Here is a 24,588-nt window from a genome sequence, read left to right as displayed (position 1 = left end):
AGCCACGACCATGCTGCGTATCCTGCTGATCAACGACACCGCGAAAAAAGTCGGCCGTCTCAAAGCGGCCCTGATTGAGGCCGGGTTCGAAGTCATCGATGAATCCGGATTGACCATCGACCTGCCGGCACGCGTCGAAACAGTGCGTCCGGACGTGATCCTGATCGATACCGAGTCACCCGGACGCGATGTCATGGAGCAAGTGGTGCTGGTCAGCCGCGACCAGCCACGACCGATCGTCATGTTTACCGACGAGCACGACCCGGATGTAATGCGCCAGGCGATCAAATCGGGCGTGAGCGCCTACATCGTCGAAGGCATCCACGCCGCGCGCCTGCAACCGATCCTCGACGTGGCCATGGCCCGCTTCGAAAGCGACCAGGCCCTGCGCGCCCAGCTCCTGGCCCGGGACCAGCAACTGGCCGAACGCAAACGCATCGAACTGGCCAAGGGCATGCTGATGAAGATGAAAGAATGCAACGAAGAACAGGCCTACACCCTGATGCGCCGCCAGGCCATGAGTCGCCAGCAGAAGCTGATCCAGGTGGCCGAGCAGATCATTGCGATGAATGAGCTGCTCGGCTGAAAGCCTTGCAGCGCCTGGCCCGGCGCTATCGCGAGCAGGCTCGCTCCCACAGATCCTGTGGCCACTGGAACTCCAATGTGGGAGCAGGCCCGCTCCCACAGGTTTCATGGCCACTGAAGATCCACTGTGGGAGCGAGCCTGCTCGCGATAGGTCTCACACTGCTCCCCTGTTGGCACAGTTCTCGCTTTAGCAAAGCCACAGGTAACCAACGGCGGTTGCCCCACCTACGACAAAGACGTCGCACACCCTCCTCGCCCCCTGGCGATTCGGGTTGCGGCGTTTTTTTGTTTTGATCCCACAGTCCGGGGTCGGTGGTGCAGCCACAGGCGGCGCACTGCTTCAAGGCACTGACTCATTTCTCGAGACTTTTACAGCTGAGGTGCGCGATGAATTCAAGCTTCTGGAAATCCGGCCACACCCCGACACTGTTCGCGGCCTTCCTCTATTTCGACCTGAGTTTCATGGTCTGGTACCTGCTCGGTCCACTGGCGGTGCAGATCTCTGCCGACCTGCACCTGACCACCCAGCAACGCGGCCTGATGGTGGCTACGCCGATCCTGGCCGGTGCCGTGCTGCGCTTGTTCATGGGCCTGCTCGCCGACCGGATTTCACCGAAAACCGCCGGTATGGTCGGTCAGGTGATTGTGATCGGTGCACTGTTCTGTGCCTGGAAACTGGGCATCCACAGCTACGAACAAGCCTTGCTGCTGGGACTGTTCCTCGGCGTGGCCGGTGCTTCATTCGCCGTGGCCCTGCCGCTGGCCTCCCAGTGGTATCCGCCACAGCACCAGGGCAAGGCCATGGGCATTGCCGGCGCTGGTAACTCGGGCACCGTACTGGCTGCGCTGATCGCCCCGGTGATGGCGGTGGCATTCGGCTGGAGCAACGTGTTCGGTTTCGCGCTGATCCCGCTGATCGTGACCCTGATCCTCTTTGCCTGGCTGGCCAAGAACGCTCCCGAGCGACCAAAAGCCAAATCCATGGGCGACTACCTCAAGGCCCTGGGCGACCGGGACAGCTGGTGGTTCATGTTCTTCTACAGTGTGACCTTCGGCGGCTTCATCGGCCTGGCCAGCGCACTGCCCGGCTACTTCAACGACCAGTACGGCCTGAGCCCGGTGACCGCCGGTTACTACACCGCCGCTTGCGTCTTCGGGGGCAGCCTGATGCGTCCACTGGGCGGCGCCCTGGCGGATCGTTTCGGTGGCATTCGCACCCTGTTGGGCATGTACACCGTGGCCGCTGTCTGCATCGCGGCAGTGGGCTTCAATCTGCCAAGCTCCTACGCGGCCCTGGCCCTGTTCGTCTGCACCATGCTCGGTTTGGGTGCGGGCAACGGCGCGGTATTCCAACTGGTGCCACAACGCTTCCGTCGCGAGATCGGCGTGATGACCGGATTGATCGGCATGGCCGGCGGCATCGGCGGTTTCGCCCTGGCGGCAGGCATGGGCGCGATCAAGCAAAGCACCGGCAGCTATCAACTGGCACTGTGGTTGTTCGCCAGCCTCGGCGTCCTGGCCTGGTTCGGCCTGTACGGCGTCAAGCGTCGCTGGAGGACCACCTGGGGTTCGGCCGCTGTCACCGCGGCTCGGGTATAAATAGCCTCCATGAGCCTGCAGCTGAGTTTTGCCGAAGCCAGTGCCATTGGCCCTCGGGAAGAAAACCAGGACGCCCTGCGCCTGGTGACCCCGGCGCCGGCCCTGGCCGCGAGCAAGGGGTACCTGTTCGCCATCGCCGACGGTGTGAGCCAATGCGCCGATGGCGGGCTGGCCGCCCGTTCGACCTTGCAGGCCCTGGCCCTGGACTACTATTCCACGCCGCAAACCTGGGGTGTGGCCCAAGCGCTGGACCGGCTGTTATTGGCACAGAATCGCTGGCTGCAAGCCAACGGTGGCGGGCAACCGCTGCTCACCACCGTCAGCGCGCTGGTCCTGCGGGGCCGGCGCTTCACCCTGGCCCACGTGGGCGATTGCCGGGTCTACCGCTGGCACGACAATCATCTGCAGCGGGTCAGTGAGGATCACGTCTGGGAACAACAGGGCATGCAGCACGTGCTCAAGCGTGCCCTGGGGCTGGATCAGCACCTGATCCTGGACTTCCTCGATGGCGAACTGCGCGCCGACGAGACCTTCGTACTGCTCAGCGATGGCGTCTGGGCGGTTCTGGGGGACACGGCCATCGCCGGTATCCTTCGTGACCAGCCGGACCTGAACATTGCCGCGCAAACCCTGGTCAACGCTGCGCACCTGGCCGGCAGCCAGGACAACGCCAGCGCACTGCTGGTGCGGGTCGATGCGGTGGGCGAAGCAAGCATTGGCGATGCGCTGGCCCAGTTGCAGCAATGGCCCCTTCCCCCGGCATTGAAACCGGGGCAAGTGTTCGAGGGCTGGCAGATCGAAAGCCTGCTCGGCCAGAGCCAGCAATCGTTGCTCTACCGGGTACACGATGGCCAGGGCCAACCATGGTTGCTGAAAACCTTGCCGGGGCATCTACGGGACGATACTCAGGCCGGGCAGTCGTTGCTGTCGGAAGAGTGGTTCCTCAGGCGGGTCGCCGGGCGGCAGTTTCCGGAAGTCCACGGCGTTGCCCAGCGTCAGCATTTGTACTACGTCATGCGGGAATATTCGGGCAAGACCCTGGCCGAGCTGTTCAACCAGGGCGGCCCGTTGCCTCTGCCCCAGTGGCAGGACCTAGCGCAGCGGCTGGTGCACGCGGTGGGCCTGTTGCATCGAAGACAGATCTTTCACCGCGATATCAAGCCGGAGAACCTGCACCTGGGCGAGGATGGGGAACTGCGCTTGCTGGATTTCGGACTGGCGTACTGCCCGGGATTGTCCGAAGACCAGGCCAACGTGCTGCCCGGCACGCCCAGCTACATCGCCCCGGAAGCCTTCGGGGGTGCGCCGCCGACGGCGCAACAAGACTTGTATGCGGTCGGCGTGACTTTGTATTTCCTGCTCACCGGACACTATCCCTACGGCGAAATCGAGGCGTTCCAGCGACCGCGCTTTGGCATACCGGTCAGTGCCCATCGCTATCGACCGGACCTGGCCGAATGGCTTGGGCAAAGCCTGGAGCGTGCCGTGGCGGCGGATCCTGGGCAACGATTTGAAACCGCCGAGGAATGGCTGTTGCTGCTGGAACAGGGGGAACGGCGCAGCTTGAGCGTCAGGCCTCGGCCGCTACTGGAAAGGGAGCCGCTGAAGGTCTGGCGCACGTTGGCGCTGGTGTCGTTGGTGGTGAATCTGGTGCTGCTGTATTTAGCGTTTCATGGCTGAAACCCAGTCGCGTCTATCGCGAGCAGGCTCGCTCCCACAGGTTTTGTGTCCACCGCAGATCCAATGTGGGAGCGAGCCTGCTCGCGATGGCGGCCTGATGGTCCCTGCAACTGCGCCTGCGGGACGCTCCATTACCGGGCAACACGCTTTGATTCGGTGCAATAAATCCCGCTCCCATCCGTGCAACCCGCCTCCCCTCCAGTAAATCCGCGCCCTCAAGCCAGTTGGCACAACCACTGCATAACCTCTCTCACCATACATAAAGCAACGCCTCCAACGATGAGGGCGGTGCTTCCCGAGAGAACGGGACAAGGACAAAGGCGTCCTCGCTAGGCAACTAGCGGGACGCCTTTTTTTGTTTTCGTAAAAATATCGAGCCAGTCCAAGCACCGTGATGAACCGGGCCTGAGCTTGTGGAGAACCCTGATGAAGAAACTCAAACTGGTGATGATCGGCAACGGCATGGCCGGGGTTCGAACCCTCGAAGAACTGCTCAAGCTGAGCAATGAGCTATACGACATCACGGTGTTCGGCGCCGAGCCTCATACCAACTACAACCGCATCCTGCTCTCGCCCGTGCTCGCCGGCGAGCAGACGTTTGAAGAGATCGTGCTCAACGACCTGAGCTGGTACCTGGACAACAACATCAAGCTGCTGCTCAACCGCAAGGTCGTGGAGATCGACCGAGTCAAGCGCCGGGTCATCGCCGAGGACGGCAGCGAAGCCGAATACGACCGTCTGCTGATCGCCACAGGCTCCACGCCATTCATCCTGCCGATTCCCGGCAACACCCTGGAGGGCGTCATTGGCTACCGCGACATCGCCGACACCCAGGCGATGATCAACACCGCCAAGACCCACAAACACGCCGTGGTGATCGGCGGCGGGCTGCTCGGCCTGGAAGCCGCCAACGGCTTGAAACTGCGGGGCATGGACGTGACAGTGGTGCACCTGGGTGAATGGCTGCTGGAGCGTCAGTTGGACAAGACCAGCGGTCAGTTGCTGCAAACCGCCCTGGAAAATCGCGGGCTGAAATTCCGCCTGAGCGAACAAACGCAAGCCCTGCACGACGCCGGCAATGGCCGGGTCGGCTCGGTGCAATTCAAGAACGGTGACATCATCCCGGCCGATCTGGTGGTGATGGCCGCCGGTATCCGCCCCAATACCGAACTGGCGGAAAAGTCCGGCATCCCTTGCAACCGCGGGATTCTGGTCAACGACACGATGCAAACCTACGACCCGCGCATCTATGCCATCGGTGAATGTGCCAGCCACCGTGGAACCGCCTACGGCCTGGTGGCACCGCTGTTCGAGCAAGCCAAGGTCTGTGCCAACCACCTCGCGCAACTGGGCTTCGCCACCTACAAGGGGTCAGTGACCTCGACCAAACTCAAAGTCACCGGCATCGACCTGTTCTCCGCCGGGGATTTTATGGGCGGCGAAGGCACCGAGACCATCACCCTTTCCGACCCGATTGGTGGCGTCTACAAAAAACTGGTGATCAAGGATGACGTGCTGGTCGGCGCCTGTCTGTACGGCGATACGGCAGACGGTGGCTGGTATTTCCGTCAGATCCGTGAGAACCACGCCATCAGCGAGATCCGCGATCACCTGATGTTTGGGGAAAACGCCCTGGGAGACGTAGGACATCAGGGCCAGGACAAAGCCATGAACATGGCCGACACCGCCGAAGTCTGCGGCTGCAACGGCGTGTGCAAGGGCACCATCGTCAAGGCGATCCAGGAGCATGGGCTGTTCAGCGTCGATGACGTAAAAAAACACACCAAGGCCGCCAGTTCCTGTGGCTCCTGCGCCGGTTTGGTGGAGCAGATCCTGATCAACACCGTGGGCGGCGCGGCGGACGTCAAACCGAAAAGCGAAAAAGCCATCTGTGGTTGCAGCGATCTCAACCATGGGCAGATTCGCCAGGCGATCCGCGACCAGCATCTGCTGACCATCGCCGCAACCATGAGCTACCTGAACTGGCGCACCCCGAACGGCTGCGCCACCTGCCGCCCGGCGCTCAACTACTACCTGATTTCCACTTGGCCCGGCGAAGCGCACGACGATCCGCAGTCGCGCCTGATCAACGAGCGTGCCCACGCCAACATCCAGAAAGATGGCACTTACTCCGTCGTCCCGCGGATGTGGGGTGGCGTGACCAATCCGTCTGAGCTGCGGCGCATTGCCGATGTGGCCGACAAATACAACGTGCCGATGGTCAAGGTCACCGGCGGCCAGCGTATCGACTTGCTAGGGATCAAAAAGCAGGACCTGCCCGGAGTCTGGAAAGACCTGGACATGCCGTCCGGCCACGCTTATGGCAAATCCATCCGCACCGTAAAAACCTGCGTGGGCAGCGAGTTCTGCCGCTTTGGCACGCAGAACTCCACCCAATTGGGAATCGAGCTGGAACACGACCTCTTCAACATGTGGTCGCCCCACAAAGTGAAGCTGGCCGTTTCCGGTTGCCCCCGCAACTGCTCGGAAGCGGGCATCAAAGATGTCGGCATTATCGGCGTCGATTCCGGCTGGGAGATGTACATCGGCGGTAACGGCGGGATCAAGACTGAGGTCGCCGAATTCTTCGTCAAACTTAAGACCGCCGAAGAAGTGCGCGAATACAACGGCGCATTCCTGCAGTTGTACCGCGAAGAAGCCTTCTACCTCGAACGCACCGTGCACTACATGCAACGGGTCGGCATGGAGCACATCAAGAAAGCGGTACTTGAAGATCCGCAACGACGCAAAGCCTTGCATGACCGCCTGAAGTTCTCCCTGTCGCTGGAACAGGACCCCTGGAAAGAACGCCTGGAACAGCCCCAGCTGAAGAAAGAGTTTGAAGTCATCACCGTGAAAAACCTGGAGGTACCGGCATGAACTGGCTGGATATCTGCGCACTGGAAGAGATCAACGCCCTGGGCTCGCGCATCATCAATGGCCCGAAAGGCGATATCGCGATTTTTCGTACCAGCGACGATGAGGTTTTCGCACTCGATGACCGCTGCCCGCACAAGGGTGGCCCGCTGTCCCAGGGGTTGATCTATGGCAAGCGCGTGGCCTGCCCGCTGCACAACTGGCAGATCGACCTGGAAACCGGCCAGGCCCAGGCCCCGGATGTGGGTTGCGCTCATCATCATGCGGCGCGGGTCGAAAACGGCCGGGTGATGCTGGCATTGCGGGAAGCAAGCTGATGAGCCGTCAAACCACCGCCTCGACCTGCTGTTATTGCGGGGTCGGTTGCGGCGTGCTGATCGAACATGACGACGAGCGCATCCTCGGCGTCAGTGGCGATCCCGCCCACCCGGCCAACTTCGGCAAACTGTGCAGCAAGGGTTCGACCCTGCACCTGACCGGCGACCTCGCCGCGCGCGCCTTGTATCCCGAACTGCGCTTGGGCAAGGGCCTGTCCCGCGCCCGCGCCGATTGGGACAGCGCGCTGGATCACGCGGCCAGCATCTTCGCCGATACCATCGCCGAACACGGCCCCGACAGTGTGGCGTTCTACATCTCCGGGCAACTGCTGACCGAGGACTACTACGCCTTCAACAAACTCGCCCGGGCACTGGTGGGCACCAACAACATCGACAGCAATTCCCGGCTGTGCATGTCCTCCGCCGTGGTGGGTTACAAGCGCAGCCTCGGTGCCGACGCCCCGCCCTGCAGCTATGAAGACCTGGAGCTGAGCGACTGTGTGATGATTGTCGGCAGTAACATGGCCTACGCCCATCCGATCCTGTTTCGCCGCCTCGAGGACGCCAAGTCCCGCCGACCACAGATGAAAATCATCGTCATCGACCCACGGCGTACCGACACCTGCGACCTTGCCGACCTGCATCTGGCGATCCTGCCGGGCACCGATGTCGCCTTGTTCCATGGGATTTTGCACCTGTTGTTGTGGGAAGACTGGGTCGACCGCGATTTCATCAAGGCCCACACCGAAGGCCTGGCGGACCTCAAGAACCTAGTGCGCGACTACACCCCGGCCATGGTCGCCCAGATCTGCGGCATCAGCGTCGAGCACCTGCACCAGTGCGCCGAATGGGTCGGCACGTCGCCCAGCTTCCTGTCGTTGTGGTGCATGGGCTTGAATCAGTCCACCGCCGGCAGTGCGAAGAACAGCGCGTTGATCAACCTGCACCTGGCCACCGGCCAAATCGGCCGGCCGGGCGCCGGGCCCTTCTCGCTGACCGGTCAGCCCAATGCCATGGGCGGTCGGGAAACCGGTAGCTTGTCGAACCTGCTGCCGGGTCATCGCGACGCCGCCAACGCCGAACATCGCGCCGAAGTCGCTCGCTACTGGGGTGTTGAGCAATTGCCCGCGACCACGGGTTTGAGCGCCATCGAACTGTTCGAACAGGTTCGCAGTGGCAAGATCAAGGCACTGTGGATTGCCTGCACCAACCCCGCGCAGTCGATGCCTGACCAGACGGCGGTCCGGGAAGCCCTGCAAGCCTGTCCATTCGTGGTGCTGCAAGAGGCCTTCCGGACCACCGAAACCGCCGCGTTTGCCGACCTGCTGCTGCCAGCGGCCAGTTGGGGCGAGAAAGAAGGGTCGGTGACCAACTCCGAACGGCGTATTTCCCACGTCCGCCGGGCGATTGCCGCACCGGGTGAGGCACGGCCGGACTGGGCAATTACCGTGGATTTCGCCCAACGTCTGGAGAAACGCCTGCGCCCGGGTCAACCCAGCCTGTTCGCCTTTGAAACTCCGGCCCAGTTGTTCGATGAATACAAGCAACTGACCCGTGGCCGCGACCTGGACTTGTCCGGTATCAGCCATGCCCTGATCGATCAACTCGGTCCTCAGCAATGGCCCTTCCCGCAAGGCGCCAGCAGCGGAACACCGCGCCTGTATCTGGACGGGATTTTTCCTACCGACAATGGCCGCGCGCGGTTTGTCGCAGAACCGTATCGCGCCGCCAAAGAGTTGCGCGACGCCCGCTACCCATTGACCCTCAACACGGGTCGCCTGCGGGACCAATGGCATGGCATGAGCCGCACCGGCACCGCCGCGCAATTGTTCGGTCATGTGAACGAAGCCATACTCAGCCTGCACCCTGACGAACTGCTTCGCCATCGGCTGCAAGCCGGTGACCTGGTCAGCCTCAAGAGCCGTCGTGGCGCCGTGATCGTGGCGGTGGACAGCGACGACAGCGTGCGCCCCGGGCAGGCGTTTCTGCCCATGCACTGGGGCGATCGCTTTCTCAAGGGTGGGGTCAATACCCTGACTCAACCGGCCTTCGACCCCCTGTCAAAACAGCCGGAACTCAAACACAGCGGCGTGCGCCTGGAACCGGTGAACCTGCCCTGGCAGCTTTTCGCCCTGGTCGAAGGCGATGTTCAACAGCACTTGGAGACTTTGCGACCACTGTGTGAGGCGTTTGCCTACGTCAGCCTGAGCCTGACTGGGCGCGAACGTCCCGCGTTGCTGATTCGCGCGGCCAGCGCCGTCGCCCCCGAACCGCAGTTGCTGCAGGCGATCGACGAGCAATTGGGGCTGATCGAAGGGCCGGTGCTGGCCTATGACGACCCGCGTCGTTCCATCGGTAAACGGGTGCGAATCGAGAACGGTCGCATCACCGCCATTCGCCTGGCCGGCGAAACCCTGGCCCGCCACTGGCTGCAAAACCTCTGGCTGGAAGGCCGCGCCGATGAGCAATTGCGGCGCTGGCTGCTGGCGCCTTTGAGCGCCCCACCAGGCAATGCCGGTGCCGCCGTTGGCGGCAGCAAAACACTGTGCAACTGCATGAACGTCAGCCAGCGTGCGATCTGCGCCGGCATTGAACGTGGCCTGGATTTGCAGGGGCTGAAACAGGAACTGGGCTGCGGCACGCAATGCGGCTCCTGTGTACCGGAAATCAAACGCCTGCTGGTTGCCACCGCGCAACCGGTGGCCGCTGTCTCGTGAGGAAAACACTATGAACGCAAAAGTCTGGCTGGTGGGTGCAGGTCCTGGCGACCCTGAATTGCTGACCCTCAAAGCCGTGCGCGCCTTGGGCGAAGCCGACGTGGTGTTGATCGACGATCTGGTCAACGATGCGGTGCTGGAGCACTGCCCTGGCGCGCGGATCATCGCCGTCGGCAAGCGCGGCGGATGCCGTTCCACGCCACAGGCTTTTATCCATCGGCTGATGCTGCGTTATGCCCGCCAGGGCAAATGCGTGGTGCGCCTCAAGGGCGGCGACCCGTGCATCTTCGGCCGAGGCGGCGAAGAGGCGCAGTGGCTGCGCGAGCATGGCGTCGAAGTGGAACTGGTCAATGGCATTACGGCCGGCCTCGCGGGTGCGACGCAATGTGATATTCCGCTGACGCTGCGTGGGATTGCCCGGGGCGTGACGCTGGTCACCGCCCACACCCAGGACGGTAGCAGCCTGAACTGGCAAGCCTTGGCACAAAGCGGGACCACCTTGGTGGTGTACATGGGGGTGGCGAAACTGAGCGAGATCCGCGAGCAACTGCTGGCCGGAGGCCTGGCGGCGGACACGCCGGTGGCGATGATTGAAAATGCCTCCCTGCCCCATCAGCGCGACTGTCGCAGTGACCTGACCTCGATGGAGGCCGATGCAGGCGCATTTCAACTCAAGAGCCCGGCGATCCTGGTGATTGGCGAGGTGGCCAGAGCTGCTGAGCTGGCAGGCGCGCAACCGGCCTGGGTCCAGGCTTCGGCGCTATAGCACAGACACCAGCAAACCTGTGGGAGCGAGCCTGCTCGCTATGGCGGTGGATCAGCAACATTGATGCTGACTGACACACCGCCATCGCGAGCAGGCTCGCTCCCACAGTTTTTTGTGTTTCTCCAGCCCCGCCCCTGATTTTCATAAATCGCAGGCAAAGAAAAGCCCGGCCTAAGCCGGGCTTTTCCAAAGCTGTGGGCTAATTACTTAGCTTCGGCTTCAACCTGCGCTTCTACGCGACGGTTAACAGCACGGCCAGCGTCAGTAGCGTTGTCGGCAACTGGGCGGGATTCGCCGTAGCCAACAGACTGAACGCGGGACGATTCAACACCGTACTGGTTGGTCAGGACTTGCTTAACGGCGTTTGCACGACGCTCGGACAGAGCCTGGTTGTAAGCGTCAGGACCGACGGAGTCAGTGTGACCTTCAACAGTAGTGGTGGTGGATGGGTACTGCTTCATGAAATCAGCCAGGTTCTTGATGTCGCCGTAGCTGTTATCTTTAACGACCGCCTTGTCGAAGTCGAACTTGACGTCCAGCTCAACACGTACGACTTCAGCAACAGCTGGGCAGCCATCAGCGTCAACGGTTACGTTGGCTGGGGTGTCAGGGCACTTGTCGACGTTGTCGCACACGCCATCGTTGTCGCTGTCGGAGCAGACTTCAGCCGGAGCTGGAACTGGAGCAGCAGCAGGCTTGGAGCCGCCACCGAAGTTCACACCGATACCGACGCTTGGAGCCCACTCGGTGTCGCCCTGGTCGATGTTGTACTGAGCTTCAACGCCGGCACGGGCGTAGAAGTTGTCAGTGAAGTACAGCTTGGCACCGCCGCCAACGTTGGCGAAGGTGGAGCCGTTGCGACCGCTACGGCCGTTCTGACCGATGCTCTGATCGGAGAAACCAGCCGATACGTAAGGACGCAGCATGTCGCCTGGGTTGTTGAAGTGGTACAGAGCGTCCAGAGCGGTGTTGGAGCCCTTGATGTTACGACCGTCTTCGGCACGTGCGTTGTGCACTTCGTCGTAGGCCAGACGCAGTTCTACGTCGTCGGTCAGGAAGTAACCAATCGAGCCGCCGAACAGGTTGCCGTTGTTCTTGAAGTCGCGAGCGCTGTCGAACATTTCTTTCTTGGCGAAGCCTTCGATTTCAACTGCGCCTTGGCCTTGTGCCAGAGCGCCGAACGAAGTGGCAGCAATCAAAGAACCAATGGCAAAGCCCAAGGTGTTTTTCAGTTTCATCCGTTAAATCCCCATCTGGTGATTGTAAAGCAGTCCCGCAAACCGGGGGACAACTCGGCGACAAGTCTATCAGAACTTGCCTACACGTAAGAGATATTTGCGCCGAACTAAGTTTCAGCAATACCCGCAAATTTCTCACGCAATTTATCAAGAGCGCGCTTGTAACGCATTTTTGTCGCGCTCAACCCCATGTGCATTATGTCTGCGATCTCTTGGAATTCCAGCTCTGCGACAAATCGTAGCACCAGAATTTCCCGGTCGATCGGGTTCACATGGACAAGCCAGCGATCCAGCCCGCCTTTCTCCTCCGGTTTGGGCGCCTTTTCTTCAGACGCTTCCTCCAGAGGGTCCAGGCTCAAAGCATCCATCAAGCGACGCTTTCGCCGTTCCTTGCGGTACTGCGTGATGCATTCGTTGTACGTGATGCTATAAAGCCATGTCTTGAACTTCGATTTCCCCTCGAAGTTCTTCAGGCCATACAACACCTTCAACATCACCTCCTGACAGACATCGTCAGCATCACGATCGTTCCCCAGATAACGTGCACAAACGTTAAATAATGTTCTCTGGTAACGGCGCATCAATTCTTCGTAAGCACGCGTTACGTGGAAAAGTTCCGTATGCGCGCGCGCGACCAACTCCTCATCGGAGAGATCACGGGGGTCGTAGCGCGTGGATAGCGATTGGGGTTTGTTCAAAACAAGTCGGGCCGACAGTCTAGGTCAATGTGCGCCGCAGCCTGCGTTAACGGGCATTTTGCGGCGGCATACATTAGCAGGGTTTGCCGGGTTAGCGGCTACTCACATGCTGTTCCAGCAGGATCCGATTGGAGAGCGATACCAATTCACCCTCCTCGGTCAGCAATGTGGTCTTCACCGTGCCGATCTCTTCGATCTGGCCTTCGACCTCGCCAACACGCACTTGTTGCCCAACCTCATACAATTCACGCACATAGATTCCCGCAAGAATCTGGCCGGCGATTTCCCGGCTTCCCAACCCCATTGCCAGCGCAACCGCCAGACCAACGGTAATCAATACGATGACGATCACATGGTTGAGCAGGTCAGTCTTGACCTCCAACTGGCTGATCGCGACCGAAATACTGATGATGATCACCAGGCCCTGGGCAATTCGCCCCAAGCCCTGGGCGTAGTCAAGCCCGACACCTTCGGCCGCGCCGCGCACCAGCCCGTTGGCCAATTGCGCCAGCAGAACGCCCACCAGCAATACCAGCGCGGCACCGAAAACCTTCGGCAAATACAGCGCAAGCATATCGAGCGTAGCTGAAACTCGCTCAAGGCCCAGGGATTCAGCGGCAGAAACCAGGAAAATCAGCAGAACGAACCAGTAGACGATCTTGCCGACCAAGGTCGAGATCGGAACCTGAATGCCACCGCGCGACAGCAGCTTGGTCAGGCCGGTGCCGCCCATCAGGCGGTCGAGCCCCAATTTGGCGAGCAGTTTTGAAAGCAGGGTGTCCAGCAGCTTGGCCACCACGAACCCCAACAACAGCACCACCAGGGCGCCGAAGAGGTTGGGGATGAAATTAGCCACCTTGGTCCACAACGCGGTCATTGCCGTGACGAGGCTCTGGGTCCAGAGATCAAGTTCCATATTCAATCAGCCTTATCAGCGGTGCGAGTAACAGGTTTACGACGGGAAACCGGCGAAACATGGGCCGACCCGTTATTCAGGGCGATCATCAGCGCGGGCAACCAGCGGCCCAGCAGGCTGAACAGATCGCCGGCGCCAACCTGGCGGTTGGCGGTTTTCAGTACACGTCCCAGGCATGCATCGTCGTCCCGGCTGGACGGCGAAGCCTTGAGCATGTCGCGCAAAGACTGTTCAAACGGATCGTGCATACGCACCTCTCGTGATGTCTGTGAAAGACGCGATCAAATTTCGGCAGGTCACATGGCGCCCCGTCAAACCCAGCGCAAACGGCGGAACAGCCACCACTGACCGAGGGCCACGCCGACCATCAATAGGCATGCAACCAGGAAACCATAAGGGCTTTCGGAGAACGGAATACCGCCGACGTTGATGCCCAAAAGACCGGTGAGAAAACTCATCGGCAGAAAAATCCCGGTGATGATGCCGAAGCGGTACATGGTGCGATTCATACGCACCGACAGACGCCGGTCCTCGGCCTCCAGCACAAGCCCCACGCGCTCTCGGGTCAATTCCAGCTCTTCGAGGTAGCGGGTCAGGCTGTTGTTCAATTCATTCCAGTAATCGCCATCATCCTCGACAAACCACGGCAGTTTGAGCCGTGTCATCTGGCCGAAAATATCCCGCTGGGGGGCCAGGAACCGCTTCAGCCCGGCCGCCCTTCTGCGAATGTGCAAAATGGCATCATGCTCGGGGGTATACCGTTCGTCGGTATCAATCTTTTCTTCTTCGCTATCGACGATTTCCGAGAGCTGGGTGACCAGATCCTGCACCTTGTTGGTCAGGTACTGCGCCATATAAAGGATGAGTTCCGACGCAGTCCTTGGCCCCTCGCCCTCGGCCAGTTGCGTCAACAGTTCATCGGTGGCGCGCAACGGACGCAGGCGCAGGGAGATCACTCGCTGGGGGGACGCGAAGATCCGCACCGACACCATGTCCTCCGGTTCTGCGCCCGGATTGAGGTTGACGCCGCGCAGAAACAGCAGCAGTTCGGCGTTGGGCAACGGCAACAGGCGCGGCCGGGTGTTCTCCTCCAGCAGCAGGTCGCAGTTGAATTCGCTCAGGCCACTGGACTTGCGCAGCCAGGTGTGGGTTTGCGGATGACTGCGATCCCAGTGCAGCCACAAGCTTTCGTGGGCCTGTAACTGCAAATCGTCGAGTTCTGTCCGGGCTATCGAACGCGCGCCACCATTACCGTCCAGCACCAGGGCATGCACCAGCCCCCATTGCGCGTTTTCTTCCTCGAACATCCTCATCCCTTATGGCTTTGACGCTTCATTCAGGCATTTTCAGCGGGCTAGGCGACACAATCACGCCGTTGTTGTCCGCATAGACATACTCGCCTGGACGAAACGTCACGCCGGCAAAGGTCACCGCGACATTGAGATCGCCGATGCCACGCTTGTCGGTTTTCATTGGATGGCTGGCCAGGGCCTGGACACCAAGGTCTGTCTGGGCAATGACGTCGACGTCGCGGATGCAACCGTAAATCACCAGCCCTTCCCAGCCGTTTTTCGCGGCTTTTTCGGCCAGCATGTCACCCAGCAATGCCCGGCGCAGTGAGCCGCCGCCATCGACCACCAACACTTTGCCGTTGCCCTTGAGTTCCACCTGCTCCTTGACCAGCGAGTTGTCCTCGAAGCACTTGATGGTCACGATTTCGCCGCCGAAAGAATCACGGCCACCGAAATTGCTGAACATCGGCTCCAACACTTGCACCAACTCCGGGTAGGCGTCGCACAGGTCGGGCGTGAGGTAATGGTTCATTGAACAACTCCTGTAAAGGCTGGAACGTCAGGCTGAGTGAGCAACCGTTTGTGACCGGAACCGCGTATCGCGTCATATCTTAGCCGCAAGCCGACAAGAGCGAAATGCCCTTGTCAGAGCCTTCGCTTCAAACCGCTTCGGCCAGCCTGGATGGATCCGCCAGTAGCGGTGCATGCTGATCTGCCAGCCAACGCGCCACCAGCGGCCAGACCTCAGCATGGGCCGCTTTGCTGACCAGCATCTCGACATGGCCGAAATCGTCGGTAAAGCCCTGCTCCCGGCCCAGGCAGACAAACTGCTTGTGCGCAGAGCCGACCTGCTCGAAGAGTTTGCGGCAAGCCCAGGTCGGATCCTGCTGGTCGCCGGCCGCGCTCACCGCCAGTATCGGCACCTGCACATCGGCCAGCCCCGCCCACCAGTTCTTCTGCGCATCACCAAAACGCCCGAACAGGCCATACCAGCGCATGCTCTCCAGCGCCAGGCCGATGGGCTCGTCCTCCGGGCCGCGCTTGAGCCGCGAACCGGACAACTGGGCAAAACGCTTGAGAATGAAACGTCCGCTCCATTCCACCGGCGGGATCTTCAGCGGCCAATAGGTGCGGCTGACCTGGGTGCCAAAAAACGCCGCCGAAGCCACCGCCGGCTCGCCCAGATAGTGACCGCCCAACGCCGCCGCCAGGGTGATGCCGCCCAAAGAGTGGCCGATCCAGTGTGGCACCTGTCCGCTCTGCTCACGCACAAAGGCACCGATGGCCGGCAGGTCGTAACGAGCGTAATCGGCCACGCGGTTCTTGCGGTAGTCGTGATTGCGCTGGGACAGGCCATGGCCGCGCATTTCGGGAATCCACACGTCAAAGCCCAGCCGCGCAAGATAGGCCCCCAGTCCCAGGCCCTTGGGCGAATACCAGAAGCGCCGGTTGGAAAAACTGCCGTGCAGCAGGATCACGGGAACGCCGCGAACCTCGCTGCCGTCGGCCATGCCCAGTCGGGTGACGGCCAGTTCAACGCTGTAGTCCGGGCTGTTGCCGGGCTTCAGACGATAGACGTCTTCGCTCAGATCACCACGCCGCTCGGCGCTGATCAAGGCGACAGGAAAAAGGTTGCTGCTGCTTTGCATAATGCTCTTGCACAAAAAAAGACGACTGTGGGAGCGAGCTTGCTCGCGATTGCGGTGGATCAGCAAAAATAATCTTGGCTGACACTCCGCTATCGCGAGCAAGCTCGCTCCCACAAAGGTTACCCGGCTTACATCACCGGTGAGGCCCCTTCACTCGATCAGACTGCAGCCTGACCTTCAGCCAGGAAGAACCAGGTCTCCAGTACGGAGTCGGGGTTCAACGAAACGCTTTCGATGCCCTGCTCCATCAGCCACTTGGCCAGGTCCGGGTGGTCCGAAGGGCCCTGACCGCAGATGCCGATGTACTTGCCGGCCTTGTTGCAGGCGGCAATGGCGTTGGCCAGCAGCTTCTTGACCGCCGGGTTCCGCTCGTCGAACAGGTGCGCGATGATGCCGGAGTCACGGTCCAGGCCCAGGGTCAGCTGGGTCAGGTCGTTGGAGCCGATGGAGAAACCGTCGAAGAATTCAAGGAATTCTTCAGCGAGGATCGCGTTGGACGGCAGCTCGCACATCATGATCACGCGCAGGCCGTTGTCACCACGGGCCAGGCCGTTTTCCGCCAACAGGTCGACAACCTGGCTCGCTTCGCCCAGGGTGCGCACGAACGGCACCATGATCTCGACGTTGGTCAGGCCCATCTCGTTGCGCACACGCTTGAGGGCGCGGCACTCGAGTTCGAAGCAGTCACGGAACGATTCGCTGATGTAACGCGAAGCGCCTCGGAAGCCCAGCATCGGGTTTTCTTCTTCCGGCTCGTAGAGCTTGCCGCCAATCAGGTTGGCGTATTCGTTGGACTTGAAGTCCGACAGGCGCACGATGACCTTTTTCGGCCAGAACGCAGCCGCCAGGGTGCTGATGCCTTCCACCAGTTTCTCGACGTAGAAACCGACCGGATCGTTGTAACCGGCAATGCGCTTGTCGACGCTGTCCTTGATCTCCGGCGGCAAGCCGTCGTAGTTCAGCAACGCCTTGGGGTGCACGCCAATCATGCGGTTGATGATGAATTCCAGGCGGGCCAGGCCCACACCCGCGTTCGGCAGTTGCGCGAAGTCGAAGGCGCGATCCGGGTTGCCGACGTTCATCATGATCTTGAACGGCAGGTCCGGCATGGCGTCCACGGAGTTCTTCTTGATGTCGAAGCCCAGTTCGCCTTCGAAGATATAGCCGGTATCGCCTTCGGCGCAGGACACGGTGACGCCCTGGCCGTCCTTGAGCAACTGAGTGGCGTTGCCGCAACCGACCACAGCCGGAATGCCCAGTTCACGGGCGATGATAGCCGCGTGGCAGGTACGTCCGCCGCGGTTGGTGACGATGGCGCTGGCGCGCTTCATCACCGGTTCCCAATCCGGGTCGGTCATGTCGGAAACCAGCACATCGCCGGCCTGGACCTTATCCATCTCCGAGACGTCCTTGATGATCCGCACCTTGCCGGCGCCGATGCGCTGGCCGATGGCACGGCCTTCCACCAGCACGGTGCCGGTTTCCTTGAGCAGATAGCGCTCCATGACATTGGCCTGGGTACGGCTCTTCACGGTTTCCGGACGGGCCTGCACGATATACAGCTTGCCGTCGTCACCGTCCTTGGCCCATTCGATGTCCATCGGGCACTTGTAGTGCTTCTCGATGATCATCGCCTGCTTGGCCAGCTCGCTGACTTCGGCGTCGCTCAGGCAGAAGCGCGCGCGCTCGGCCTTGTCCACGTCGACGGTCTTGACCGAACGACCGGCCTTGGCTTCGTCGCCGTAAATCATTTTGATGGCCTTGCTGCCCAGGTTACGGCGCAGGATGGCCGGACGACCGGCTTCCAGTGTGCCTTTATGGACATAGAACTCATCCGGGTTCACCGCGCCTTGTACGACGGTTTCACCCAGGCCGTAGGCGCCAGTGATGAACACCACGTCACGGAAACCCGACTCGGTGTCGAGGGTGAACATTACCCCGGCGGTGCCGGTTTCGGAGCGGACCATGCGCTGAACACCGGCAGACAGGGCGACCAGTTTGTGGTCGAAGCCCTGATGCACACGGTAGGAAATGGCACGGTCATTGAAAAGGGAAGCGAAGACTTCCTTGGCGGCACGGATGACGTTTTCCACGCCACGGATGTTCAGGAAGGTTTCCTGCTGGCCGGCGAAGGAGGCATCCGGCAGGTCTTCGGCGGTGGCCGAGGAGCGCACGGCGACGGCAACGTCGGGATTGCCTTCGGACAGTTTGGCGAAGGCGGTGCGAATTTCGGCGTTCAGCTTCTCGGGAAACTCGGCTTCCATGATCCATTGGCGGATCTGGGCGCCGGTCTTGGCCAAGGCGTTGACGTCATCGACGTCCAGGGCATCGAGCGCGTCGTGGATCTGTTTGTTCAGGCCGCTCAGTTCCAGAAAGTCACGATAAGCCTGAGCCGTCGTGGCGAAGCCACCTGGCACCGATACGCCGGCACCGGCGAGGTTACTGATCATCTCGCCCAGGGATGCGTTCTTGCCCCCCACATGCTCTACATCATGGACGCCGAGCTTATCGAGGGAAACTACGTACTCTACCAAGGTGATCTCTCCACTAACTGTGTTGGAAAAGCTCAAGGCACCGGTGGCTCCAGGGGAGCAAATACCGGCGATATGGCCTGGACCTGGAAAATAAGTGAGAATGCGGGCCACTGGCGGCCGGCAAATCGCGCCTATCATATCCAAGAATCGTCACTAGCTCACTAGGGCCCAAGGCGCAAATGAAACGATCTGCTTTCTTTATCTCCGACGGCACCGGCATTACAGCCGAAACACTGGGCCAAAGCCTGTTGGCGCAATTCGAAAACATTACCTTCGCCAAATTCATACGTCCGTACATCGACAGTGTCGACAAGGCGCGGGCCATGGTACAGCAAATCAATAAAGCCGCCGAAACCGACGGTTTCCGCCCGATTATCTTCGATACCATCGTCAATCAGGACATCCGTGAGATTCTCGCAACGTCCAATGGTTTCATGATCGACATTTTTTCCACCTTCCTGGCGCCTCTGGAGCAGGAGCTGAGCGAGCATTCCTCCTACTCGGTCGGCAAGTCCCATTCCATTGGCCATAACTCCAACTACATGGAGCGCATCGAGGCGGTCAACTTCGCCCTGGACAACGATGATGGCGCCCGTACGCATTATTACGACAAGGCCGATTTGATCCTAGTGGGTGTGTCGCGCTGTGGTAAGACGCCGACGTGCCTGTACATGGCGATGCAATTTGGTATCCGCGCGGCCAACTATCCGCTGACCGAGGACGACATGGAGCGCCTGCAACTGCCCAGCGCCCTGCGCGCCCACCAGCACAAGCTGTTCGGCCTGACCATCGATCCGGATCGCCTCACTGCGATCCGCAACGAGCGCAAGCCCAACAGCCGCTATTCGAGCTACGCCCAGTGCGAATTCGAAGTGCGCGAGGTAGAAAACCTGTTCCGGCGGGAGAACATTCCCCACATCAACTCCACGCATTTTTCCGTGGAAGAGATTTCGGCGAAGATCCTGGTGGAGAAAGGGGTGGAGCGGCGGTTCAAGTAAACCCGCAACAACACAAAACCCTGTGGGAGCGAGCCTGCTCGCGATAGCGGTGGACCAGCAACATTAATGTTGGCTGTCACTCCGCTATCGCGAGCAGGCTCGCTCCCACAGGGGTTGAGGCGTTCTTACATGCTCTGCAGTCAGTGAACCACAGCCACCTGCTCATCCATTTTCTTGCGCAGGCTCAAGGGACGCATGTCGGTCCAGACTTCTTCGATGTAGGCCAGGCAGTCCTTTTTGAAGCCGCTTTTGCCAACCGCACGCCAACCTTCGGGGATGGCTTTGTACTCAGGCCAGATCGAATACTGTTCTTCGTGGTTGACCACGACCTGAAAGACGATGTCCTCGCGGTCGAATACTGAAGTCATGGGTGTCTCTCCATCTTTGCTCGAGGTTCACTGCGGCGCATGCGCAGCCAGGGTATGAAAGGAACGTTTGGAGCCGGGTGAAAATTAGGCTTGGGCAACGGCAGCCTTCAAGGCGCGTCCGAAAATTTCGGCAACCCGGTCGATCTCCGTCGCTGTGATGGTCAGCGGCGGCAGGAAACGCACCACGCCGCCCTGCCGGCCACCCAACTCCAGGATCAACCCGCGTTTGAGGCATTCACGTTGCAACCGCGGCGCCAAGCGCGCATCTACCGGCGGGTGGCCCAAGGCATCCGGCATTCCGGCCGGGTCAACCAGTTCGACGCCAAGCATCAGCCCGCGTCCACGGATATCGCCCAGTTGCGCAAAATCCCGCTGCAGGACGTGCAGGTGTTCGCTCAAGCGATCGCCCATGGCGCTGGCGTGGGCCGGCAGGTTGTGTTCCACCAGATAACGCATCACCGCGGAACCGGCAGCCATGGCCATTTGATTGCCACGGAAGGTCCCGGCATGGGCTCCCGGCAGCCAGGTGTCGAGCCAGTCGCGATAGACCACCACCGCCAGCGGCAGGCTGCCGCCGATGGCCTTGGACAGCACCACCACGTCTGGAATGATGCCGGCGTGTTCGAACGCGAACATTTTACCGGTGCGGCCAAAACCACTCTGGATCTCGTCGACAATCAACGCCACGCCCGCCTGCTCGGTGATGCGCCGCAACCCGCGCAACCAATCCAGATCGGCCGGTATGACCCCGCCCTCGCCCTGCACCACCTCGACGATCACCGCCGCCGGCAATTGGACGCCGGCCTCGGGGTCGGTCAGCAGGTTTTCCAGATAATGCAGATTGGCCTTCACCCCCGAGGCACCGCCCAAACCGAACGGACAGCGGTAATCGTAGGGGTAAGGCATGAATTGCACACCGTTGCCGAGCAAGGCGCCCAAGGGTTTCTTCGGTCCCAGGCTTCCCATCAGGCTCAGCGCCCCCTGGCTCATGCCGTGATAACCGCCCTGAAACGACAACACGGTGCTGCGCCCGGTGGCCGTGCGCACCAGTTTGAGAGCGGCTTCCACCGCATCAGTGCCGGTGGGGCCGCAGAATTGGATCTTCGCCTCGGCGGCAAGGTCTGCCGGCAACAGGCCGAACAGGTCCTGAACGAAGCGATCCTTGACCGGCGTGGTCAGGTCCAGGGTATGCAAAGGCAACTCATCGCTCAGCACCTGCTGGATCGCCTCGATCACCACCGGATGGTTATGCCCCAGGGCCAGGGTGCCGGCCCCGGCCAGGCAGTCGATGAAAGTGCGACCCTCGACGTCCTCGACATACAAACCCCTGGCGCGCTTGAGGGCCAAGGGAATGCGCCGTGGATAGCTGCGGGCGTTGGACTCCTGCCGGCTCTGGCGGGCCAGCAGCGGCGACTCGTTGAATTGGTAGAGCGTCTCGGTCGGCGCGCGACTGACCCGCGCCGGCTGTGCTTCGATAAGACTATTGGCAACTGACATCTCTCGACCCCGCAATACACTGTAGTAGTGACCCAAATGGCACACCGGGCAGGTGCGCATCCGGTCGGGGCGCACATGCAGGTTTCCTGTTGTGGAAACGCACCGGCGCGGCAAGGATTTACTCTCGAACCGAACTTTCCCCCGCGGGCTCGACCAGTGGCTTGTGCATGGCAATGGCGGTGACACCGCCGATGGCGAACGCCTCGGCGCTTTGCCTGAACCCCAGGTGTCGATAGAACCCATGGCTGCTGCGCGTGCTGTTGAGGGTCGCCTGGACGACCCCGCGACCGCGCAACCACGCCTCGATGTCCCGTACCAGCGCTCGCCCGGCACCGCGGCGAAACCATTCCGGTTGCACATAGCAGAACGCGATCCGTCCTGAAACCGAGGCCATGGCGGTGCCCACCAGCCGCCCCTGCAAACGCGCCAGGGTCAGGCGCAACCTTGGGTCGAGCAGTAAGGGCTGTAGGTGGGCAAGGGTGTTGTGGCGTGTCCAGGCTGCCACGATGCGCGGGTCGTTACGGTGTTCGGCGGCACATCCGAGGCGGATGGAGCGTTCGGCGATCCGGCTGATGATGCCGGCATCGCTGGGGGTGGCGGTGCTGATTTCAATGAGTGGTTCCATGGCGCGGTGTTCCTCAGTCCTTGAGTCGAGCTGAGAAAAACATAGACCCGGATGAGGTGGGTGCGCTAATGGGAAGTTGTAGCTTCAAGCTTCAAGCGGTCCATCTTGTAGCTTGTAGCTTGAAGCTGCCCACTAGCCCCCCCTCACCGGCATCGTCAATTCAACCCGCAATCCATCCGGACGGCTGTCGAAATGCAGACCGCAACCACAACGCTGGACGATGGCCTGGACAATCGCCAACCCCAGTCCGCAGCCGGTGCTCTGGCCGTTGCGCCAGAAGCGCTGGGTCAGGTACTGGATATCGTCGGCGTCAATGCCGGGACCATGATCGCGAACCTGGAAGCGTACACGCTGGCCAATCATTTCCAGGCTCAATTGCACCTCGGTCCCGTCCGGCGTATGCCGCAAGGCGTTGTCCAGCAGATTGCGCAAGGCGGCGATGGAAAGCACCGCCGGCATTTGCACCGGCGCGTCGGACACCCCGGGTGCCAAGTGCAACTTGATCCGCTGGGGAGCGCCGCCGGTCGCATCCTGGATCGCCAGTCGCGCCACTTGCTCGGCGTTGCATTGCACGCCATCGTCGAACGACAGGCTGCCCTCGACCCGGGCCAGCAGCAACAACTGTTCGAGGGTGCGGTGCAAGCGGTCGGCGCCCTCCTCGGCCCGGGCCAGGGACTGATCGCGGGCGACGCCTTCGGTCATGCGCGCCACTTGCAGGTGAGTCTTGATGGCCGTCAACGGGCTGCGCAGCTCATGGGCGGCATCGCCGGTCAGCCGACGCTCGCGCTCAATGGTCTTGCCGATACGCTGGAACAGCTGGTTCTGGGTCTCCAGCAACGGCCGCAGTTCACTGGGCAGCGGATGGATCTGCAACGGCTCCAGGGAGTCGGCATTGCGTCGCATCAATGCATCGCGCATGCGATTGAGCGGCGCCAGGCCCTGGCCAATGCCCAGCCATAACAGGCACAGGCAGCCCAGCAGCGCCACGCCGACCGGCACCGAGGCCGCCAACAGCACCGACATGTTCAAGGCTTCGCGTTCGATCTGGCGGTCGGCGGTGGTGATGCGCAAATCCCCTCGGGCCAGGGTGAAACTGCGCCAGGGCGCGCCGTCGATCATCTGGTCGTGAAAGCCCAGCTTCTCGGCTTCCAGGGTTTGGTCTGGGGTGCCATGGCTGCGGGCCAGGATCTCCCCCCGCAAGGAGCTGACCTGGCAAGCCATGCCCCCCGGAATGCTCACCTGCTCGGTTTTCAGGTGCGTGCCTTCCCCTTTGCTGGGCAATGGCATCTGTTCCAGCAGCCCGGCGACCATCCGCGCCGAAGCCACCAGCCGCTGGTCGAGGGAAAACATCATCTGGTTGCGCAGATCACTGAGCATCCACGCCGCCGCCAGGGCCCAGATCAGGGCGAAGGCCGCGCCGAGGGTCAGGCTCAGGCGCAATCGCAGGCTCATCACTTGGAGGACTCCCCGCCGTCGGCCGGCCCCAGCCGATAACCCAGCCCGCGGACCGTCTCGACAATGCCATTGCCGAGCTTGCGCCGCAGGTGATGGATATGGACGTTGAGGGCGTTGCTTTCCAGTTCGTCATTGAACCCGTAGACGCTGTCCTTGAGTTGCTCGGTGGACAGGACCCGACCGCGACTGTGCAACAGCGCCTGCAGCAATGACTGCTCACGCCGGGAAAGGTCCACCGGCTGTCCGCCGAGGGTGGTTTCCCGGCTGCTGGGGTCGTAGGTCAGGCGGCCGTGCTCGATCAGATTGACGCTGCGCCCCGCCACGCGCCGTAGCAAGGTGTGCAGGCGCGCCGCGAGCTCACGCAGATCGAAGGGTTTGAGCAGATAATCATCGGCACCGGCCTGCAAGCCGTCAACCCGGTCGGTCACCGAGTCCCGGGCGGTGAGGATCAGCACCGGTATTTCCAGACCTTGCTGGCGCAATTGGCGCAACAATTTAAGGCCGTCCTCGTCGGGCAGCCCCAGGTCCAGCACCATGACGTCGAACCGGGCCACGCCGACCATCGCCCGCGCCGCCGACGCCGTGGCGACGTGTTCGACGGTCAGGCCCTGGGCCGTCAGCCCGGCGACGATCCCGCTGGCGATCAACTCATCGTCTTCGCAGACCAGTACGTGCATGGTAAGCCCCGTGGAAAAAGGTACATTAGGCCGCCGGCCGATTAAGCCGACATTATGCGACGAGTACGGCAAACATGGGCGATCATTGCTACCTGCCGA

At 61.2% G+C, this 24,588-nt stretch carries 21 protein-coding genes; 8 read left to right on the top strand and 13 right to left on the bottom strand.

Going from position 1 to position 24,588, the window contains the following annotated elements; genetic code table 11:
• Positions 1–10: 10 nt before the first annotated feature.
• From QOM08_RS08860 to cobA, 7 genes are all read left to right on the top strand, one after another.
• Positions 11–586: an ANTAR domain-containing response regulator gene (locus tag QOM08_RS08860; RefSeq protein ID WP_025212689.1), complete on the top strand. Its 576-nt coding sequence runs from the start codon at positions 11–13 to the stop codon at positions 584–586.
• Positions 587–973: 387 nt separating this feature from the next.
• Positions 974–2,185: a nitrate/nitrite transporter gene (locus QOM08_RS08855; RefSeq protein WP_047227151.1), complete on the top strand. Its 1,212-nt coding sequence runs from the start codon at positions 974–976 to the stop codon at positions 2,183–2,185.
• A 9-nt stretch (positions 2,186–2,194) separates the two neighbouring features.
• Positions 2,195–3,865, top strand: coding sequence for a bifunctional protein-serine/threonine kinase/phosphatase (locus QOM08_RS08850; RefSeq protein ID WP_316912831.1), 1,671 nt, complete (start codon positions 2,195–2,197; stop codon positions 3,863–3,865).
• 426 nt (positions 3,866–4,291) lie between these two features.
• Complete coding sequence (nirB, locus tag QOM08_RS08845; RefSeq protein WP_310662789.1) at positions 4,292–6,745, top strand: nitrite reductase large subunit NirB; 2,454 nt, start codon at positions 4,292–4,294, stop codon at positions 6,743–6,745.
• Positions 6,742–7,059 carry a nitrite reductase small subunit NirD gene (gene nirD, locus QOM08_RS08840; protein ID WP_047227148.1) on the top strand — a complete coding sequence of 106 codons (318 nt, stop codon included), beginning with the start codon at positions 6,742–6,744 and terminating at the stop codon, positions 7,057–7,059. The genes nirB and nirD overlap by 4 nt, the downstream gene beginning before the upstream one ends.
• The gene (locus QOM08_RS08835; protein ID WP_316912830.1) at positions 7,059–9,776 is read left to right on the top strand and encodes a molybdopterin-dependent oxidoreductase; all 2,718 of its coding nucleotides are present in this window, start codon (positions 7,059–7,061) and stop codon (positions 9,774–9,776) included. The genes nirD and QOM08_RS08835 overlap by 1 nt, the downstream gene beginning before the upstream one ends.
• A 10-nt stretch (positions 9,777–9,786) precedes the next feature.
• Positions 9,787–10,542, top strand: a complete 756-nt coding sequence (gene cobA, locus QOM08_RS08830; RefSeq protein WP_047227146.1) for a uroporphyrinogen-III C-methyltransferase — start codon at positions 9,787–9,789, stop codon at positions 10,540–10,542.
• Positions 10,543–10,745: 203 nt separating this feature from the next.
• Here the strand turns inward: cobA and QOM08_RS08825 are convergent, their stop codons facing one another.
• The 8 genes from QOM08_RS08825 to ppsA all read right to left on the bottom strand — a co-directional run bounded on the left by QOM08_RS08825 (position 10,746) and on the right by ppsA (position 18,869).
• The gene (locus tag QOM08_RS08825; RefSeq protein ID WP_047227145.1) at positions 10,746–11,780 is read right to left on the bottom strand and encodes an OmpA family protein; all 1,035 of its coding nucleotides are present in this window, start codon (positions 11,778–11,780) and stop codon (positions 10,746–10,748) included.
• Between the two features lie 107 nt (positions 11,781–11,887).
• The gene (gene sigX / locus QOM08_RS08820; protein ID WP_042729583.1) at positions 11,888–12,478 is read right to left on the bottom strand and encodes an RNA polymerase sigma factor SigX; all 591 of its coding nucleotides are present in this window, start codon (positions 12,476–12,478) and stop codon (positions 11,888–11,890) included.
• A 91-nt stretch (positions 12,479–12,569) separates the two neighbouring features.
• A complete protein-coding gene (locus tag QOM08_RS08815; RefSeq protein ID WP_047227144.1) occupies positions 12,570–13,394 on the bottom strand; it encodes a mechanosensitive ion channel family protein in 825 nt (274 codons plus the stop codon).
• 2 nt (positions 13,395–13,396) lie between these two features.
• Positions 13,397–13,642, bottom strand: coding sequence for a hypothetical protein (locus QOM08_RS08810; protein ID WP_014337331.1), 246 nt, complete (start codon positions 13,640–13,642; stop codon positions 13,397–13,399).
• 63 nt (positions 13,643–13,705) lie between these two features.
• Positions 13,706–14,701 carry a zinc transporter ZntB gene (locus tag QOM08_RS08805; protein ID WP_047227143.1) on the bottom strand — a complete coding sequence of 332 codons (996 nt, stop codon included), beginning with the start codon at positions 14,699–14,701 and terminating at the stop codon, positions 13,706–13,708.
• Between the two features lie 25 nt (positions 14,702–14,726).
• Positions 14,727–15,218, bottom strand: coding sequence for a ribonuclease E activity regulator RraA (gene rraA, locus QOM08_RS08800; RefSeq protein ID WP_047227142.1), 492 nt, complete (start codon positions 15,216–15,218; stop codon positions 14,727–14,729).
• A gap of 127 nt (positions 15,219–15,345) precedes the next feature.
• A complete protein-coding gene (locus tag QOM08_RS08795; protein WP_047227141.1) occupies positions 15,346–16,335 on the bottom strand; it encodes an alpha/beta fold hydrolase in 990 nt (329 codons plus the stop codon).
• 158 nt (positions 16,336–16,493) lie between these two features.
• Entirely contained in the window at positions 16,494–18,869 is a 2,376-nt protein-coding gene (gene ppsA, locus QOM08_RS08790; RefSeq protein WP_047227140.1) for a phosphoenolpyruvate synthase, read from the bottom strand.
• Positions 18,870–19,048: 179 nt separating this feature from the next.
• Here ppsA and QOM08_RS08785 point away from each other — a divergent pair, with 179 nt between their 5' ends.
• Positions 19,049–19,867 (top strand): pyruvate, water dikinase regulatory protein, encoded by an 819-nt coding sequence (locus QOM08_RS08785; RefSeq protein WP_003199510.1) that lies wholly within the window; start codon positions 19,049–19,051, stop codon positions 19,865–19,867.
• 140 nt (positions 19,868–20,007) lie between these two features.
• Here the strand turns inward: QOM08_RS08785 and QOM08_RS08780 are convergent, their stop codons facing one another.
• The 5 genes from QOM08_RS08780 to QOM08_RS08760 form a co-directional block, all read right to left on the bottom strand.
• Positions 20,008–20,235, bottom strand: coding sequence for an MbtH family protein (locus tag QOM08_RS08780; protein ID WP_047227138.1), 228 nt, complete (start codon positions 20,233–20,235; stop codon positions 20,008–20,010).
• Positions 20,236–20,319: 84 nt separating this feature from the next.
• On the bottom strand, positions 20,320–21,732 hold the full coding sequence (locus QOM08_RS08775) for an aspartate aminotransferase family protein (RefSeq protein WP_288912861.1): 1,413 nt from the start codon (positions 21,730–21,732) through the stop codon (positions 20,320–20,322).
• 118 nt (positions 21,733–21,850) lie between these two features.
• Positions 21,851–22,357, bottom strand: coding sequence for a GNAT family N-acetyltransferase (locus QOM08_RS08770; RefSeq protein WP_316912829.1), 507 nt, complete (start codon positions 22,355–22,357; stop codon positions 21,851–21,853).
• A gap of 132 nt (positions 22,358–22,489) precedes the next feature.
• The gene (locus QOM08_RS08765) at positions 22,490–23,812 is read right to left on the bottom strand and encodes an ATP-binding protein (RefSeq protein ID WP_160891971.1); all 1,323 of its coding nucleotides are present in this window, start codon (positions 23,810–23,812) and stop codon (positions 22,490–22,492) included.
• On the bottom strand, positions 23,809–24,489 hold the full coding sequence (locus QOM08_RS08760) for a response regulator (RefSeq protein WP_139050745.1): 681 nt from the start codon (positions 24,487–24,489) through the stop codon (positions 23,809–23,811). The genes QOM08_RS08765 and QOM08_RS08760 overlap by 4 nt, the downstream gene beginning before the upstream one ends.
• Between the last annotated feature and the right edge of the window lie 99 nt (positions 24,490–24,588).

The organism is Pseudomonas sp. P105, from assembly GCF_032614175.1.
GTDB classification, from domain to species: domain Bacteria; phylum Pseudomonadota; class Gammaproteobacteria; order Pseudomonadales; family Pseudomonadaceae; genus Aquipseudomonas; species Aquipseudomonas rhizophila.
Note: the sequence above shows the minus strand (reverse complement) of the source record. Positions and strands in the feature narration are given on the sequence as shown.

What these genes read in the sequence shown, in the direction of transcription:
- QOM08_RS08825 (WP_047227145.1), bottom strand. Translation starts at nt 11,780, where the DNA reads ATGAAACTGAAAAACACCTTGGGCTTTGCCATTGGTTCTTTGATTGCT.
- QOM08_RS08855 (WP_047227151.1), top strand. Translation starts at nt 974, where the DNA reads ATGAATTCAAGCTTCTGGAAATCCGGCCACACCCCGACACTGTTCGCG.
- QOM08_RS08780 (WP_047227138.1), bottom strand. Translation starts at nt 20,235, where the DNA reads ATGACTTCAGTATTCGACCGCGAGGACATCGTCTTTCAGGTCGTGGTC.
- rraA (WP_047227142.1), bottom strand. Translation starts at nt 15,218, where the DNA reads ATGAACCATTACCTCACGCCCGACCTGTGCGACGCCTACCCGGAGTTG.
- nirD (WP_047227148.1), top strand. Translation starts at nt 6,742, where the DNA reads ATGAACTGGCTGGATATCTGCGCACTGGAAGAGATCAACGCCCTGGGC.
- QOM08_RS08785 (WP_003199510.1), top strand. Translation starts at nt 19,049, where the DNA reads ATGAAACGATCTGCTTTCTTTATCTCCGACGGCACCGGCATTACAGCC.
- cobA (WP_047227146.1), top strand. Translation starts at nt 9,787, where the DNA reads ATGAACGCAAAAGTCTGGCTGGTGGGTGCAGGTCCTGGCGACCCTGAA.
- QOM08_RS08815 (WP_047227144.1), bottom strand. Translation starts at nt 13,394, where the DNA reads ATGGAACTTGATCTCTGGACCCAGAGCCTCGTCACGGCAATGACCGCG.
- QOM08_RS08810 (WP_014337331.1), bottom strand. Translation starts at nt 13,642, where the DNA reads ATGCACGATCCGTTTGAACAGTCTTTGCGCGACATGCTCAAGGCTTCG.
- QOM08_RS08770 (WP_316912829.1), bottom strand. Translation starts at nt 22,357, where the DNA reads ATGGAACCACTCATTGAAATCAGCACCGCCACCCCCAGCGATGCCGGC.
- QOM08_RS08835 (WP_316912830.1), top strand. Translation starts at nt 7,059, where the DNA reads ATGAGCCGTCAAACCACCGCCTCGACCTGCTGTTATTGCGGGGTCGGT.
- nirB (WP_310662789.1), top strand. Translation starts at nt 4,292, where the DNA reads ATGAAGAAACTCAAACTGGTGATGATCGGCAACGGCATGGCCGGGGTT.
- QOM08_RS08805 (WP_047227143.1), bottom strand. Translation starts at nt 14,701, where the DNA reads ATGTTCGAGGAAGAAAACGCGCAATGGGGGCTGGTGCATGCCCTGGTG.
- QOM08_RS08795 (WP_047227141.1), bottom strand. Translation starts at nt 16,335, where the DNA reads ATGCAAAGCAGCAGCAACCTTTTTCCTGTCGCCTTGATCAGCGCCGAG.
- QOM08_RS08850 (WP_316912831.1), top strand. Translation starts at nt 2,195, where the DNA reads ATGAGCCTGCAGCTGAGTTTTGCCGAAGCCAGTGCCATTGGCCCTCGG.
- QOM08_RS08860 (WP_025212689.1), top strand. Translation starts at nt 11, where the DNA reads ATGCTGCGTATCCTGCTGATCAACGACACCGCGAAAAAAGTCGGCCGT.
- QOM08_RS08760 (WP_139050745.1), bottom strand. Translation starts at nt 24,489, where the DNA reads ATGCACGTACTGGTCTGCGAAGACGATGAGTTGATCGCCAGCGGGATC.
- QOM08_RS08775 (WP_288912861.1), bottom strand. Translation starts at nt 21,732, where the DNA reads ATGTCAGTTGCCAATAGTCTTATCGAAGCACAGCCGGCGCGGGTCAGT.